Raw genomic sequence first — 13,589 nt, 5'->3', positions numbered from 1 at the left:
AGGGCGCGGCGGCAGCGAGTGGAACAGGACGCGGAGCGGAGAGCGGTGTGGCAGAGCGAGGGCTGACAGTGAACGTCGCAGGGCACACGCCCGAACTGGACGCCGACGCGTTCCAGGCGCCCACCTCCGTGGTCGCCGGTGAGGTCACCATGGCCGCCGGATCGAGCGTCTGGTACGGAGCCGTGCTGCGCGCCGACGCGGGGCCGATCGTGCTGGGCGAGGGCAGCAACGTGCAGGACAACTGCACCGTCCACGGCGACCCCGGCTTCCCCGTCACCATCGGTACGGGCGTCACCGTCGGGCACAACGCCGTGCTGCACGGCTGCGCCATCGAGGACGACGTGCTCATCGGCATGGGCGCCACCGTCCTCAACGGCGCCCGGATCGAGGCCGGCTCCCTCGTCGCCGCCCAGACCCTGGTGCCGCAGGGCATGGTCGTCCCGGCAGGGTCCCTGGTAGCGGGCGTGCCGGGCAAGGTGCGCAGGGAACTGACCGACGAGGAGCGCGAGGGCATCAGGTTCAACGCGGCCGCCTACGTCGAGCTCGCCAAGCAGCACCGCGAGGCCACCCTCGACGAGGGCCCCGCCGGCGCCTGAGCCGCGCCCGGAGTTACCCGTGAGGAACCTCACCGGCGGCGGCCGCCCGCGCGGGCGCTACCGTGACGGCGTGCCCTCGATCCAGAACACGTTCTCGTTCCTCACCTCCCGTGCGCTGCACGGGGTCTGGCGGCGCGTCCAGGAGGCCGGAGCCGTCACGGCCCGGCGCCCCGGCCCCTACGCGTTCCGCCGGATCGGGTCAGGCACCCGGCTCGCCTTCCCCCAGGGCACTCTCTTCGGCACGCCGTGGATCGAGCTGGGCGACCACTGCGTCGTCGGCCGGGACGTGACCCTGACCGCCGGGATGATGCCGGACCTCGACCTCGGGCCCGACACCGTGCTGCGACTCGGCAACGGCGTGGTCCTGGGCAGGGGCAGCCACATCATCGCGGACACCCGCGTGCGCGTGGGGGACGACGTGTTCTGCGGTCCGTACGTCTACATCACCTCCACGAACCACTCCTACGACGACCCGGCACGCCCCGTCGGCAAGCAGTGGCCGCGCACGGCTCCGGTGGAGATCGGTTCCGGCAGCTGGATCGGTGCCGGGGCCGTCATCCTGCCCGGCGCCTCGCTGGGACGGAACGTCGTGGTGGCGGCGGGCGCCGTCGTACGGGGCGAGGTGCCCGACCACGCCGTGGTGGCCGGTGCCCCCGCGAAGGTGGTGCGCCGGCTGGACCCGGAGGCGGGCTGGCAGCCGCCGCTGCGCACTCCGCCGCCTGTGCCCGTCCCCGAGGGCGTCACCCCGGAGCAGTTGGCGGCGCTGGCCGATCTGCCGGAGCAGCGGGGGACGGGAGCTGAGCCCGGGCAGCTCGGGGACGGGAGCTGAGCCCGGGCAGCTCGGGGACGGGAGCTGAGCCCGAGCAGTCCGGGGGCGGGGACTGGGGAGGGGCCAGGCGGTGGGCCCCGTCAGCCGGAGGCGAGCAGCACGGTGCCCAGCAGCGCCAGCCCGGCGCCCGCGGTCTGTGCGGCGCGCAGTCTCTCCTGGAGCACGCCCCGTGCCGCCAGCGCGGTGACCACCGGGTAGAGCGAGGCCAGCACGGCGGCGACGGTGACGGGTCCGTGCTGGGCGGCGACCGCGTAGGTGCCGTTGGCGGCGACGTCCGCGAGCCCGACGAAGGCCAGCGCGGGCAGTGCTGTCCACACCGCCCGTATGCCGGTCTCCGGCAGCGCGGGGGTGCCCTTCCGCACCGAGGCGTAGAGGACTCCGCCGCCCACGACCACGTTCACGAACCGCTGGACGAACAGCGTCAGGAAGAGCCCGGTGACGGTCGGCGAGGCCTCGGCGACCAGGCTCATCGTCGCGCCGAAGCCGAAGGCGGCGACCAGGGCCAGCAGGATCGTCCGCTGCTGGACGGGTGCTCCGCCGCCGCCCACACCACCCGCCAGCACCACGCCGGCGACGGCTATGAGGGTCCCGATCGCCTGCACCAGGCCGGGACGCTCGCCGTGCAGCACCATGCCGACCGCCACCGGGACCGCCACGCTGCCCAGGGTGGCGACGGGGGAGACCACGCCCATCGGGCCGATGGCCAGGGCGCGGTAGAAGCACAGCATCGCGGCGGGTCCGATGGCTCCCGCCGCCACCGCGCACCACAGCAGCCGCGCGTCCAGCTCGCTCCAGGCGCCCGTGGCCAGCACGACGACCGCGAGCACCGCGCAGGCGGCCCCCTGCGAGACGACGACCACCGTCAGCTCGCGCAGCCGCTTGCTGAGCAGGCCTCCGCCGAAGTCGGCCAGCCCCAACAGCAGGCTGGTGGCCAGGGCGAAGACAGCGGTCATGGCGGAATCCCTCGCAGTACACTGTGGTGAACACTCAAGTCCAGCACACCGTAGTTCAACACAGTGCACTCTGTCATTGATTATTTTGGATGGTGCGGAACGCCGTGACGGACCTCGACCAGCTCACGCAAGCCCTCGCCCGCAACCTGAAGAGCCTGCGGACCGAGCGCGGTTTCACTCTCGACGCCCTCGCCGCACGCGCCGGCGTCAGCCGCGGCATGCTCATCCAGATCGAACAGGCGCGCACCAACCCGAGCGTCGGCACCGTCGTCAAGATCGGTGACGCCCTCGGCGTGAGCATCACCTCGCTGCTGGACTCCGACCAGGAACCGCAGGTCCGGCTCGTACCGCCCGAGCAGGCCATCCGCCTGTGGACCACCGACACCGGCAGTCACAGCACCCTGCTGGCGGGCACCGAGGCGCCGGGGCCGCTGGAGCTGTGGCACTGGAGACTGATGCCAGGCGACGCCAGCACCTCCGACCCGCACCCGCACGGCACCACCGAACTCGTCCACGTCACCGCCGGGACCCTCACCCTCGACGTGGACGGCACCGGGCACGCGCTGCCCACCGGGACCTCCGCCTGCTTCGAGTCCCACGTCCCGCACGGCTACCGCAACGACGGCACCGAACCCGTGGAGATGACGATGGCCGTCTCCGTGCCCGAACCGCGCTGACACCCCGCCCCGCGCTCGCTAGGGTGCCTGCCATGCGAGCCCCCATCGGAGACTTCGACAACGCAGTGCCCGCCCCCGACGCACTGGACCGGCTGACCGCGCCCGTGGCCGCGGCCGTCCGCGGCTGGTCGGGGCCCGTCCCCGCCGACCAACTGCTGTACGTGGACACCGATCCGGCCAAGGCCGACACCGCCGTGTTCGTCGAGGCGTACGGGAAAGACCTCCTGGGGACCTCGGCCAACTGCGTCGTCGTGGCGGCCAAGCGCGGCGGCGAACGGGCCCTCGCCGCCTGCCTCGTCGGCTCCTCGGCCCGCGTGGACGTCAACGGCGCGGCCCGGCGTGGCCTCGGCGCCCGCAAGGTGTCCTTCGCGCCGCACGAGAGTGCCGTCGGCGAGACGGGCATGGAGTACGGCGGCATCACCCCCATCGGGCTGCCCGCCGACTGGCCGCTCCTGGTGGACGCCGAGGTCGCCGCGCTGCCCTGGGTGCTGATCGGCAGCGGCAGCCGCAGGGGCAAGCTGATCGTGCCGGGCAAGGCGCTGGCCGCCCTGCCCGGCGCCGAGGTCGTCGAGGGGCTGGGGCAGCGCGGCTGAGACCTTGCGGCCCGCGCGTGTGCCCGGGGCTGCGGCCCGCGCGTGTGCCCGGGTCAGGCCCCGGTCTCGTGTTCGGCGGATCAGTCCTCGGCCGCGTGGCGCGTGCTCACGTCCAGCGAGAGCGGAACCGAGTGCTCGGCGAAGCCCAGGGACCGGTAGAGCCGTTCGGCGTCCGGCGACGCGTGCAGGTCCACACGGGTCACCCCGCGGCGGGCGAACTCCGCCAGCATCGCCTCCGTCGTCGCCCGCGCACAGCCGCGCCCGCGGTAACGCGCGTCCGTGCACACGTTGAAGACGAAGCCGAACAGCCCCAGCGGGCTCACCGGAGCGGGCAGCCGCTCCTCGACCCGGCCCACCGCGCACGCCGCCAGGTGGGCGGGCTCACCGGAGGTGTCGCCGTCCACCACGAACGCCAGCAGCGGGGAAGGCTCCTGGGCGAGCTGCCGCCGTGCCACCCGCACGGCCTCCTCCTCCCAGGGGCCAGGCTCGTCCTTGCCGTGCATCTCGGCGAACATCAGGCGGCGCAGCCGCACGATCTCCCTCGCGTCGTCCGGTACCGCCCTGCGTGTGGTGATCATGCCGGGGATTCCAGCACACGCCCGGTCAGCCGAGCCGGGGGATCTCGATCGCCGGACAGCGGTCCATCACCATCCGCAGCCCCGCCGCCCGGGTGCGCTCGTAGGCCGCCTCGTCCACCACGCCGAGCTGGAACCAGACCGCCTGGGCGCCGATCGCCACCGCCTCGTCGGCCACCTGCCCGGCCTGTCGGGAGTTCACGAAGACATCGACCACGTCCACGGGGAAGGGGACCTCGCTCAGACTGGTGTAACCCCGCTCTCCGTGCACCGTCTCCGCCTTCGGATGGACGGGCACGATCCGCTTGCCGTAGCGCTGTAGCACCTCGGCCACCCCGTGGGCGGGCCGTGCGGTGTTGCCCGACAGGCCCACCACCGCCCAGGTGTCGCCCAGCTCCGCCAGGATGCTCCGTACCGTCGCGGAATCGCCGTACATGTTCTCGTCCCCTTCGTCGGCTTCATCGGCTTCATTGGGTTCGTCGGGTTCATCGGGTTCTGTGAACTCATCGTGCGGATCGGGCTCGTCGGGTGCCGCCTCGGGTGCGCTGCCCGTGGCAACGGCGGCAGCCCCGCGCGGATTCCCGTCCGGCGGGCCATAGGCTGCCCGTATGCAGCAGGAGCAGCCCGCCGGGCCCGAGGAGTACGTGACCGTCGCCGCCGAGGGCGTGCACGAGACCGAGGTCAACCGCTCCCGCTTCCTGTGCGCCCTCGCGCCCGCCGCCACCGAGAGCGAGGCGCAGGAGTTCATCGCCCGCGTCCGCAAGGAGCACCCCGGAGCCAACCACAACTGCTCCGCCTACGTCATCGGCGCCGACGCGGGCATCCAGAAGGCGAACGACGACGGCGAGCCGGGCGGCACCGCGGGCGTGCCCATGCTCCAGATGCTGCTGCGCCGGGAGGTCCGCTACGCGGCCGCCGTCGTCACCCGCTACTTCGGAGGCGTCAAGCTCGGCGCCGGCGGTCTGATCCGCGCCTACGGCGGCGCCGTGGGCGAGGCCCTGGACGCCGTGGGCACGGTCACCCGGCGCCGCTTCCGGCTGGTGACCGTCACCGTGGGACACGAGCGGGCGGGCCGGCTCGAGAACGACCTGCGCGCCACCGGGCGCCAGGTGCGCGACGTGCGGTACGGCGCCGAGGTCACCATCGAGCTCGGGCTGCCCGAGCGCGAGGTCGACGCCTTCCGCGGCTGGCTCGCCGACGCCACCGCGGGGAGCGCCGGGGTCCAGCTGGGCGGCGAGGCGTTCGGCACGGTATGAGCCGCCCGGCGCACGCGCCGCGGCGCGTGCGCCGGGCGTATGGCCCGGGGCGCGTGATCGAGGGCGCACGACCCACGGCGCGTTGGGCTTGTGACCCATGCCCGCGGACGCGCGCCACGCGGTCCGTGCGCGGGGTGGCGGCGCGCGTTGTCAGTGGCGGGTCCTAAGGTCGTTGACCATGCGTCTGCTGCACACCTCGGACTGGCACCTGGGCCGGAGCTTCCACCGCGCGAGCCTCCTCGACGCCCAGCGCGCCTTTCTCGACCATCTGGTCGCCACCGCCCAGGAGCGCGCGGTGGACGCCGTCCTCGTCGCCGGCGACATCTACGACCGCGCCGTGCCCTCGCTGGCCGCCGTCGAGATGTTCGACCACGCCCTGCACCGCCTCGCCGAACGCGGCATCGCCACCGTGATGATCTCGGGCAACCACGACTCGGCCCGGCGCCTGGGGGTCGGCTCGAAGCTGATGGGCCGCGCCGGTGTGCACCTGCGCACGGATCCGGAGGAGTGCGGCGTCCCGGTCCTGCTGCCGGACGGTGCGGGGCATGGTGAGGTCGCCGTCTACGGCGTGCCCTACCTCGAACCCTCCCTGGTGCGGCACGCGCTCGGCGCCGGGGCGGGCGGCCACACCGCCGTGCTCGGCGCCGCCATGGACCGGGTGCGGGCCGACCTGGCCACCAGGCCCCCGGGGACCCGCTCGGTGGTCCTGGCGCACGCCTTCGTGACCGGCGGCGAAGTCAGCGACAGCGAGCGGGACATCACGGTCGGCGGTGTCGCATCCGTGCCCGCCTCCGTCTTCGACGGGGTCGATTACGTGGCACTCGGCCACCTGCACAACTGCCAGACCCTCACCGAACGGGTGCGCTACTGCGGCACGCCGATCGCCTACTCCTTCTCCGAGGCCGGACACCCCAAATCCATGTGGCTCATCGACCTGGGGCCGGGCGGCGAGGTGACGGCCGAGCGGCTGTACTGCCCCGTGCCGCGCCCCCTCGCCCGGCTGCGCGGCAGCCTGCAGGAGCTGCTGGAGGACCCGGCACACGAACGGCACACCGACTCCTGGGTGGAGGCCACGCTCACCGACGCCGCCCGCCCGCACGAACCGATGGCACGCCTGGCCGAGCGCTTCCCGCACACCGTCAGCCTGGTCTTCGCGCCCGAGCGGGAAGAGGCCGACGACACACGCTCCTACGCCGTACGCCTCAAGGGCCGCACCGACCGGCAGATCGCCGAGGACTTCGTCGGCCACGTACGCCCCGGCCGTGCCGCGGCGCCCGAGGAGCGCGCGATGCTGGGCCAGGCGCTGGAGGCCGTCCGCGTGGCCGAGAGCGAACAGGACGAGCCGGCGGCCCCCTCTCGGACGGCCCCCGCGGCGCGGTCCGCCGCCTTCGGCCACCGCACCGGCGCCGAGGAGGCCCGATGAGGCTGCACCGGCTCACTCTCACGGCCTTCGGCCCGTTCGGCGGCACCCACACCGTCGACTTCGACGCACTCTCCGCCGCCGGTCTCTTCCTGCTGCACGGCGCCACCGGCGCGGGCAAGACCTCCGTGCTGGACGCCGTCTGCTTCGCCCTCTACGGCAGCGTTCCCGGCGCCCGGCAGCAGCCGGGCGGCACCCTGCGCAGTGACCACGCTCCACGCCACACCCTCACCGAGGTCGTACTCGAACTGACCGTCGCGGGGCGCCGCCTGGAGATCACCCGCGCGCCGGAACAGCTGCGCCCCAAGGCCCGGGGCAGCGGGCTCACGCGCGAGCGTGCCCGCTCCGAGCTGCGCGCCTGGGACACGGACACGGCGCGGTGGCGGGGTCTCAGCCGCTCCCACCAGGAGATCGGTGAGGAGATCGGCCAGGCGCTCGGTATGAGCAAGGACCAGTTCTGCCAGGTCGTCCTGCTGCCGCAGGGCGACTTCGCGCGGTTCCTGCGTGCGGGCGCCGAGGACCGGGCCAAGCTGCTGGGACGCCTCTTCGACACCGGCCGCTTCGCCGCCGTCGAGGAGCAGCTGGCCCAACGCCGCAAGGCCGCACAGCACGACGTCGTCACGGCCGACGAGGAACTGCTCGCCCTCGCCCACCGCATGCGGCAGGCCGTCGGCGACCCTGCGGAGCTGAGCGAGGGGCCCGGCGCCACGGCAGCCCCCGCCGGTCCCGTCTCCGTGCACGGCAGCGAGGCCCTGCCCGGCCAGCGAGCCGGTACGGCTGCCCTCGCGTCCCGGTCCCCAGGCGTCGGCCGTACCCCCGCCGGCGCCAAGGCCGCACGTGGCGCGAAGTCCACCGGGCGGGGCGCGAAGACCGCAGGACGCGGGGCGAGGACGCCCCTCGGCGGAGCCGAGCCCGCCGAGCGCCCGGCGTTCGCGCCCGGCGACGCGGGGCTCGCCGACGCGGTCCTGGCCTGGGCGGCGCAGGCCCGCTGCCACGCCAGGGAACGCCTCACCTCGGCGGCCCTCGCCGCCGAGACGGCCCGCGAGCGGCACAGCACCGCCCTGCAGCGGTGGGAAGAGACCCGCGAGCTCGCCCGCGCCCAGGACAGGTTCGCCCGTGCCCGGCAGCGCGCCGACGAGCTGGCCGCGGCGGGCGCCGAGCACGACGCGCTGCGGCAGCGGCTGGAGAGCGCCTACGCGGCCGAGGCGGTCGCGCCCGCCCTCCGCCTCCACGACACCGCGCGTGACGAACACGCCCGCGCCGAGGCGGCCGAACGGAACGCGCGGTCCCTGCTCCCCGAGACCCTGGCCGACGCGCCCTGCGAGCGGCTGAGCGCGCTGGAGCGGGAGACCGGCCAGGAACTCGGCGCGCTCGGTGCCGCCCGCGAGGAGGAACCGCGGGTCGCCGGTATCGAAGCCGAGGTGCGCAGGCTCGACGCGGAGTCCCGCGCCGACGAGGAACTGCTCGGTGAGGCGGAGGAGTGGCTGGCGGGCTGGGAGGAGCGCCGGCACGCCCTCCAACGCCGTGCGGACGACGCCCAGGAGGCGGCCACCCGTGCCGAACGCCTCGCGGCTCTGCTCCACCCCGCGCGTGCCCGCCTGAAAGCGGCCCGCCGCCGCGACGCGTTCGCCGCGGAGATCGAGACGGCCGTGGAGGCTCTCCAGCGCGCCCGCGAACAGGCCGCCGAAGCCAAGGAGCGCTGGCTGGCACTTCGGGAACGCCGGCTGCGCGGTATCGCGGCGGAGCTCGCCGCGAACCTGGCGGCAGGCGAGCCCTGCGCGGTGTGCGGTTCTCCCGAGCACCCAGCGCCCGCCCGCGAGGCGGCGGACCACGTGGACCGCGCCTCCGAGGAAGAGGCGCTCGCCGCCTCCCAGCGTGCGGGGGAGGCGCGCGAATCGGCCCGCCAGCGGCTCGCGGCCCTCCGCGACAGCCACACCACCGCGGCGACCGAAGCCGCCGCGGCCCCTGCCCCGCCGGCTCACTCCGGCGCACACGGTGACGGAGCTCCGGCGAGGGAGGAGGCCGCATCGCAGAGCGCCGGTGCACTGCGCGCCGACGCGGTGACCGCCGGCCCTGAGGGTGCCGCCCCGGCGAACGCCGGCCCGGGGGGCGTCGGCATGGCGAGTGCCGGCCCGGTAGGTGGCGACGCGACGAGCGCGGGGCCGGGGCGCACCACCGCCCCGGGCGCCACGGTCGCGAGCACCGACGCCCCTGGTAGCGACGCCTCCAGTACCGACGTCCCCGGCAGCGACGCCCCAAGCCTCGACGCCCCCAGCGTCGAGGCACTGGCGGGCGTGGTCGCGGAGTTGGAGAGCGCGCACGCTCGTGCGCACGCGCAGGCAGGTACAGCGCACCAGGCGCGCGAGGCGTTGGCCGCCGCGGAGCGGGAGTTCCAGGAGCGCAGCGTCGCACGTCAGGACGGTGAGCGCCGCGCCGCGGGCCGCGTCTCCACCCGGGACGCGCTCCAGCGCGAACGCGCCTCCCTCATCGAGCGGCTGGACCGGGCACGGGGTGAGGCTCCCAGCGTGGCGGCGCGCTACGCGCAGCTGGAGCGCCGGGCCGCGCTGCTGTCCGGGGCCGCCCAGGCGGCTCAGACCGCGGAGGGCGCCGCCACGCGCCTGGCCGAGGCCCGCGCACACCTGGCCGAGGCCGCCCGCCAGGCCGGCTTCGCCACCGCGGGCGACGCGGCGCGGGCCGTACTGCCCGCCTCCGAGCAGCGCGGACTGCGGGAGCGGCTGGAGCGCAGGCGGGTCGAGGAGGCAGCCGTGCGCGAGGAACTGGCCGATCCGGTGCTCGTCGCGGCGGCGGCCAGGCCCCCGGCCGAACCCGAGAGGGCCCGCGCGGCGGCCGAGGAGGCGGAAGAAGGGCTGCGCGCCGCCGAGGCCGCGCACCACGCGGCGTCCGGCCGCGTCGAGGCGCTGGACGAGCTGGGCGGGCGCGCGGTGGCGACCGCCCGGCGGGTCGCGCCGCTGCGCACGGCCTACGACCGGCTCGCGCGGCTCGCGGGGCTGACGGCGGGCACCTCGGCCGAGAACGAGCGGCGCATGCGGCTGGAGTCGTACGTGCTGGCCGCCCGTCTCGAACAGGTCGCCGAGGCGGCCTCGGCCCGCCTCGAGCGGATGTCGGACGGCCGCTACACGCTGGTGCACTCGGGGGAGCGGACCGGCGGGCGCGGCAGATCCGGGCTGGGGCTGCACGTGGTGGACGCCTGGACGGGCGCCGAACGCGACACCGCGACCCTCTCCGGCGGGGAGACGTTCTTCGCGTCGCTCGCGCTCGCCCTCGGCCTCGCCGACGTGGTCACCGACGAGGCGGGCGGCTCCCGGCTGGAGACGCTCTTCATCGACGAGGGTTTCGGCAGCCTGGACGAGCAGACGCTGGACGAGGTGCTGGACGTGTTGGACTCGCTGCGCGAACGCGACCGCTGTGTCGGCATCGTCAGCCACGTCGCCGACCTGCGGCAGCGCATCCCCGCCCAGCTGGAGGTCGTCAAGTCCCGGGCGGGTTCGGCCGTGCGCCACCACACGGCACCCGTCCCGGGCTGACGCCCCTTCCCGCCGCTGAGGCCGGGAAGGGGCGCCCAGGCCCTATGAGTACGGCCCGACCGGGCCGTGGGCCGCTCTGCGCCCCAGGCTCAGAGCGCGGACAGCTCCGCGACCAGGTCGTCGAGGCCCAGGGAGCCCAGCGAGAGAGCGGCCATGTGCCAGGACTTGGCGTCGAAGGCGTCGCCGTGCGCCCGCTGGGCCGCGGCCCTGCCCTGGAGCCAGGCGCGTTCGCCCAGCTTGTAGCCGATGGCCTGTCCTGGCATGCCCAGGTAGCGGACCAGCTCGCTCTCCACGAACTCGGCGGGGCGGCCGCTGTGCATGCCGAAGAACTCCTGCGCGAGCGCGGGGGTCCACCGCTCGCCGGGGTGGAAGGGCGAGTCGGCCGGGATCTCCAGCTCCAGGTGCATGCCGATGTCGACGATCACTCGGGTCGCCCGCATCATCTGGGCGTCGAGGTAGCCCAGCCGCTGCTCGGCGTTGGTCAGGAACCCGAGCTCGTCCATCAGCCGCTCCGCGTACAGGGCCCAGCCCTCGGCGTTGGCGCTGACCATGCCGACGGTCGTCTGGTAGCGGGAGAGCTTGTCGGCGACGTACGTCCACTGTGCCAGCTGCAGATGGTGTCCCGGCACGCCTTCGTGGTACCAGGTGGTGACCAGGTCGTACACCGGGAACCTGGTCTCGCCCATGGTGGGCAGCCAGGTACGGCCCGGGCGGGAGAAGTCCAGCGAGGGCTGGGTGTAGTAGGGCGCGGCGGCGCTCCCGGGCGGGGCGATGCGCGACTCGACCCTGCGCACCTTCTCGGACAGTTCGAAGTGGGTGCCGTCCAGCTCCGAGATGGCCTGGTCCATCAGCCCCTGCAGCCACTCGCGGACCTCGTCGACGCCGTCGACGGCCTCGCCGTGGGTGTCCAGGTGGCGCAGCGCCTCCCAGGGGGTTTCCGCGCCTGGCAGGATCTTCTCCGCCTCGGTGCGCATCTCGGCCAGCAGCCGGTGGAACTCCTGCCAGCCGTACCGGTAGGCCTCCTCCAGGTCGAGGTCGGCGCCGTTCCAGTAGCGGGACCAGAGCGCGTAGCGCTCGCGGCCGACGGTCTCCTCGGCGCCCGCGACACCCGGCTGGTAGACGTCGCGCAGCCAGTCGCGCAGCTCGCGGATGGCGCGGGTCGCCTCGGCCGCCGCGCCGTCCAGTTCGGCCCGCAGGGCCTCGGGCCCCTCGCCCGCGAACTGTGCGAACCAGCCGCGTTTGTCGCCCCCTTCCGCCTCGCCGAGCCACTCCGTCAGCTGGCCCAGCACGGTGGAGACCTGGCGCGGCCCGGCCAACAGGCCCCGGGAGAGCCCTTCCGCGAGGGAGGCGCGGTAGCCGTCGAGCGCGACGGGCATGGCCCGCATCCGCGCGGCGACCTGCTGCCAGTCCGCCTTTGTCTCGGACGGCATCACGGTGAAGATGCCGCGCACCGAGTGCACGGGCGAGCTGAGGTTGCTGACCGCGCGCAGGCTCTCGCCTGCCTCGTGGACGGCCAGCTCGGCCGTCAGGCGTTCGCGCAGCAGCCGCGCGCAGCGCCGCTCCTCGTCGCTGTCCCCGCCGGGGCGGGCCTCGGCCGCGGCCAGCTCGTCCAGCGTGGCGCGGCAGAGGGCGGCCATGGCCTCCTGGCCTGCGGGGGAGAAGTCGGGCAGTTTTCCGTGGCTGTCCGGCACCCCGAGGTAGGTACCGGAGATCGGGTCGAGGTCGACGAGCGCGTCGACGTAGGTGTCGGCCACCTGGCGCGGCAGGGGGGCGGCGGACGCTGAGGCGTTTGCATCGGACATGGGGCCCATCCTCGTACGGGCGGGGCCACCGCGTCAGCTCCCCGGGTACGCGGGCCGCGAACGCGCGGGGCGGAGGCCGGGCGGGCGCCCGGAGACGCTCAGCGCGGCGCGACGGCGGTGGGCTCCAGCGCGGCGGTCACCACCACGGTTCCCTCCTCGACCTGGTAGTCGAGCGGCAGCCCCAGACCGCGCATCGTGGCGACCATGCCGGTGTGGGAGGCCTGGGTGACGGCGTAGACGCTCTGGCAGCCTCCCTCGCGCGCCAGCTGCGTGAGCCTGCGCAGGAGGGCGGAGCCGATGCCGCGGCGCTGCCAGGCGTCCTCGACCAGCAGCGCGGCCTCCGTCTCGTCGCCGTCCCACAGCAGATGGCCGAGCGCGACCAGCTCGCCCGCGGCCGACTCCACGGCCAGTGTGCGCCCGAACCGGGGCGAGAGCAGGTGGCGCAGGTAGCTGTCGGCGTCGCGCACGGGCCCGTGGTACCGGCGGCCGAGGGTCTGGTGCGAGCAGCGCGCGTGCATCGCCAGTGCCGCTTCCAGGTCGCCCTCGTCGGCGCGGCGGACGGTGACGGACAGGCCTTCGGGGAGGGCGAGCGCGTCGGTGTGGAGCGGGGTCCGTCGACCCAGGGAGGCGTCGAACTCCACCAGCGCGTGCGCCCGGGCGTACTCGGTGGGGGTGAAGGGCACGTGGGGGCGTTCCACGACGATCTCTCCTCCGGCGGGGTCGGGCAGGCGTAGTGACGTGCCCTCAAGTGTGCCCTGAGCCGGGGTGTCTCCGGGGAGAGAACGGATACGGCAGCGGCCCAGCAACCGGCGCAGTGACAGCGGGAGTTCGGCGCTGTCGAGCGCGGTGCGGGTCGCCAGCCCGAGGACGCGCGCGGGGGTGTCCACCAGCTCGTGCGCGTCGGCTCGCTCGGTGTGCACCTCGGTGCCGCCCGCCTCGGTCAGCGCTGCCGTCAGGTCCCGGGCCTGGAGGCAGGCGGGGGCCCGCAGCAGGAACTCGTCCACCGTGCGGTCGCCCAACGGGTGGGTCTGGAGCGCGAGGATGTCCACGCTTCCCGCCGCCAGCGCCGCGCACACCCGGGCCAGGGATCCCGGTTCCTCGCGCACGGTGGCCCGCACCCGCCACAGCGTCCTGGTTCCGTCCGGCGCGGGGCGCGGCTCTGGCGCGGCGGCCGCGCCCGCGCTCTCCTCGTCGCGCACCCCGGGTGCCGCCGGGGCGCACCACGCCCGCCACCCAGCGCGGGCGGCTCGCAGCGCGCGGTGCCAGGGGCGCGGAGGGGCGGCCCTGTGCCCGGTCTTCTTCGCGTCCCCGGTCTTCTTCGCGGCGGAGTCAGCCATGCGTTC

At 74.9% G+C, this 13,589-nt stretch carries 12 protein-coding genes; 7 read left to right on the top strand and 5 right to left on the bottom strand.

Features of this window, described 5'->3' with window-relative positions; all coding sequences use genetic code 11:
* Positions 1-47 precede the first annotated feature (47 nt).
* Together MMF93_RS03760 and MMF93_RS03755 are read left to right on the top strand one after the other, a co-directional pair.
* Positions 48-596 carry a gamma carbonic anhydrase family protein gene (locus MMF93_RS03760; RefSeq protein ID WP_242749522.1) on the top strand — a complete coding sequence of 183 codons (549 nt, stop codon included), beginning with the start codon at positions 48-50 and terminating at the stop codon, positions 594-596.
* Between the two features lie 70 nt (positions 597-666).
* The gene (locus tag MMF93_RS03755) at positions 667-1,425 is read left to right on the top strand and encodes an acyltransferase (RefSeq protein ID WP_242749520.1); all 759 of its coding nucleotides are present in this window, start codon (positions 667-669) and stop codon (positions 1,423-1,425) included.
* An 80-nt stretch (positions 1,426-1,505) separates the two neighbouring features.
* On the opposite strand, the gene MMF93_RS03750 is transcribed toward MMF93_RS03755, so the two are convergent.
* Positions 1,506-2,378, bottom strand: a complete 873-nt coding sequence (locus MMF93_RS03750) for a DMT family transporter (RefSeq protein ID WP_242749518.1) — start codon at positions 2,376-2,378, stop codon at positions 1,506-1,508.
* An 89-nt stretch (positions 2,379-2,467) separates the two neighbouring features.
* Here MMF93_RS03750 and MMF93_RS03745 point away from each other — a divergent pair, with 89 nt between their 5' ends.
* Both MMF93_RS03745 and MMF93_RS03740 read left to right on the top strand, forming a co-directional pair.
* Positions 2,468-3,055 carry a helix-turn-helix domain-containing protein gene (locus tag MMF93_RS03745; RefSeq protein WP_242749516.1) on the top strand — a complete coding sequence of 196 codons (588 nt, stop codon included), beginning with the start codon at positions 2,468-2,470 and terminating at the stop codon, positions 3,053-3,055.
* A gap of 32 nt (positions 3,056-3,087) precedes the next feature.
* On the top strand, positions 3,088-3,648 hold the full coding sequence (locus MMF93_RS03740; RefSeq protein ID WP_242749514.1) for a YbaK/EbsC family protein: 561 nt from the start codon (positions 3,088-3,090) through the stop codon (positions 3,646-3,648).
* Between the two features lie 80 nt (positions 3,649-3,728).
* On the opposite strand, the gene MMF93_RS03735 is transcribed toward MMF93_RS03740, so the two are convergent.
* Together MMF93_RS03735 and MMF93_RS03730 are read right to left on the bottom strand one after the other, a co-directional pair.
* The gene (locus tag MMF93_RS03735) at positions 3,729-4,226 is read right to left on the bottom strand and encodes a GNAT family N-acetyltransferase (RefSeq protein ID WP_242749512.1); all 498 of its coding nucleotides are present in this window, start codon (positions 4,224-4,226) and stop codon (positions 3,729-3,731) included.
* Between the two features lie 25 nt (positions 4,227-4,251).
* On the bottom strand, positions 4,252-4,659 hold the full coding sequence (locus tag MMF93_RS03730; RefSeq protein ID WP_242749510.1) for a CoA-binding protein: 408 nt from the start codon (positions 4,657-4,659) through the stop codon (positions 4,252-4,254).
* A gap of 172 nt (positions 4,660-4,831) precedes the next feature.
* Here MMF93_RS03730 and MMF93_RS03725 point away from each other — a divergent pair, with 172 nt between their 5' ends.
* The 3 genes from MMF93_RS03725 (at position 4,832) to MMF93_RS03715 (ending at position 10,444) form a co-directional block, all read left to right on the top strand.
* Positions 4,832-5,479 carry a YigZ family protein gene (locus tag MMF93_RS03725; RefSeq protein ID WP_242749508.1) on the top strand — a complete coding sequence of 216 codons (648 nt, stop codon included), beginning with the start codon at positions 4,832-4,834 and terminating at the stop codon, positions 5,477-5,479.
* A 178-nt stretch (positions 5,480-5,657) separates the two neighbouring features.
* On the top strand, positions 5,658-6,902 hold the full coding sequence (locus MMF93_RS03720) for an exonuclease SbcCD subunit D (RefSeq protein ID WP_242749506.1): 1,245 nt from the start codon (positions 5,658-5,660) through the stop codon (positions 6,900-6,902).
* Positions 6,899-10,444, top strand: a complete 3,546-nt coding sequence (locus MMF93_RS03715) for an AAA family ATPase (protein ID WP_242749504.1) — start codon at positions 6,899-6,901, stop codon at positions 10,442-10,444. Before MMF93_RS03720 ends, MMF93_RS03715 begins: the two co-directional genes overlap by 4 nt.
* An 89-nt stretch (positions 10,445-10,533) precedes the next feature.
* On the opposite strand, the gene MMF93_RS03710 is transcribed toward MMF93_RS03715, so the two are convergent.
* Both MMF93_RS03710 and MMF93_RS03705 read right to left on the bottom strand, forming a co-directional pair.
* Positions 10,534-12,246 carry a DUF885 domain-containing protein gene (locus MMF93_RS03710; RefSeq protein WP_242749502.1) on the bottom strand — a complete coding sequence of 571 codons (1,713 nt, stop codon included), beginning with the start codon at positions 12,244-12,246 and terminating at the stop codon, positions 10,534-10,536.
* A 98-nt stretch (positions 12,247-12,344) separates the two neighbouring features.
* Entirely contained in the window at positions 12,345-13,583 is a 1,239-nt protein-coding gene (locus MMF93_RS03705; protein WP_242749500.1) for a GNAT family N-acetyltransferase, read from the bottom strand.
* Positions 13,584-13,589: the final 6 nt, after the last annotated feature.

Origin of the sequence: Streptomyces tubbatahanensis, from assembly GCF_022699385.1 — a bacterium.
GTDB classification, from domain to species: domain Bacteria; phylum Actinomycetota; class Actinomycetes; order Streptomycetales; family Streptomycetaceae; genus Streptomyces; species Streptomyces diacarni.
The sequence above is the reverse complement of the archived record's forward strand: the minus strand, read 5'-3'. Positions and strand labels throughout refer to the sequence as shown.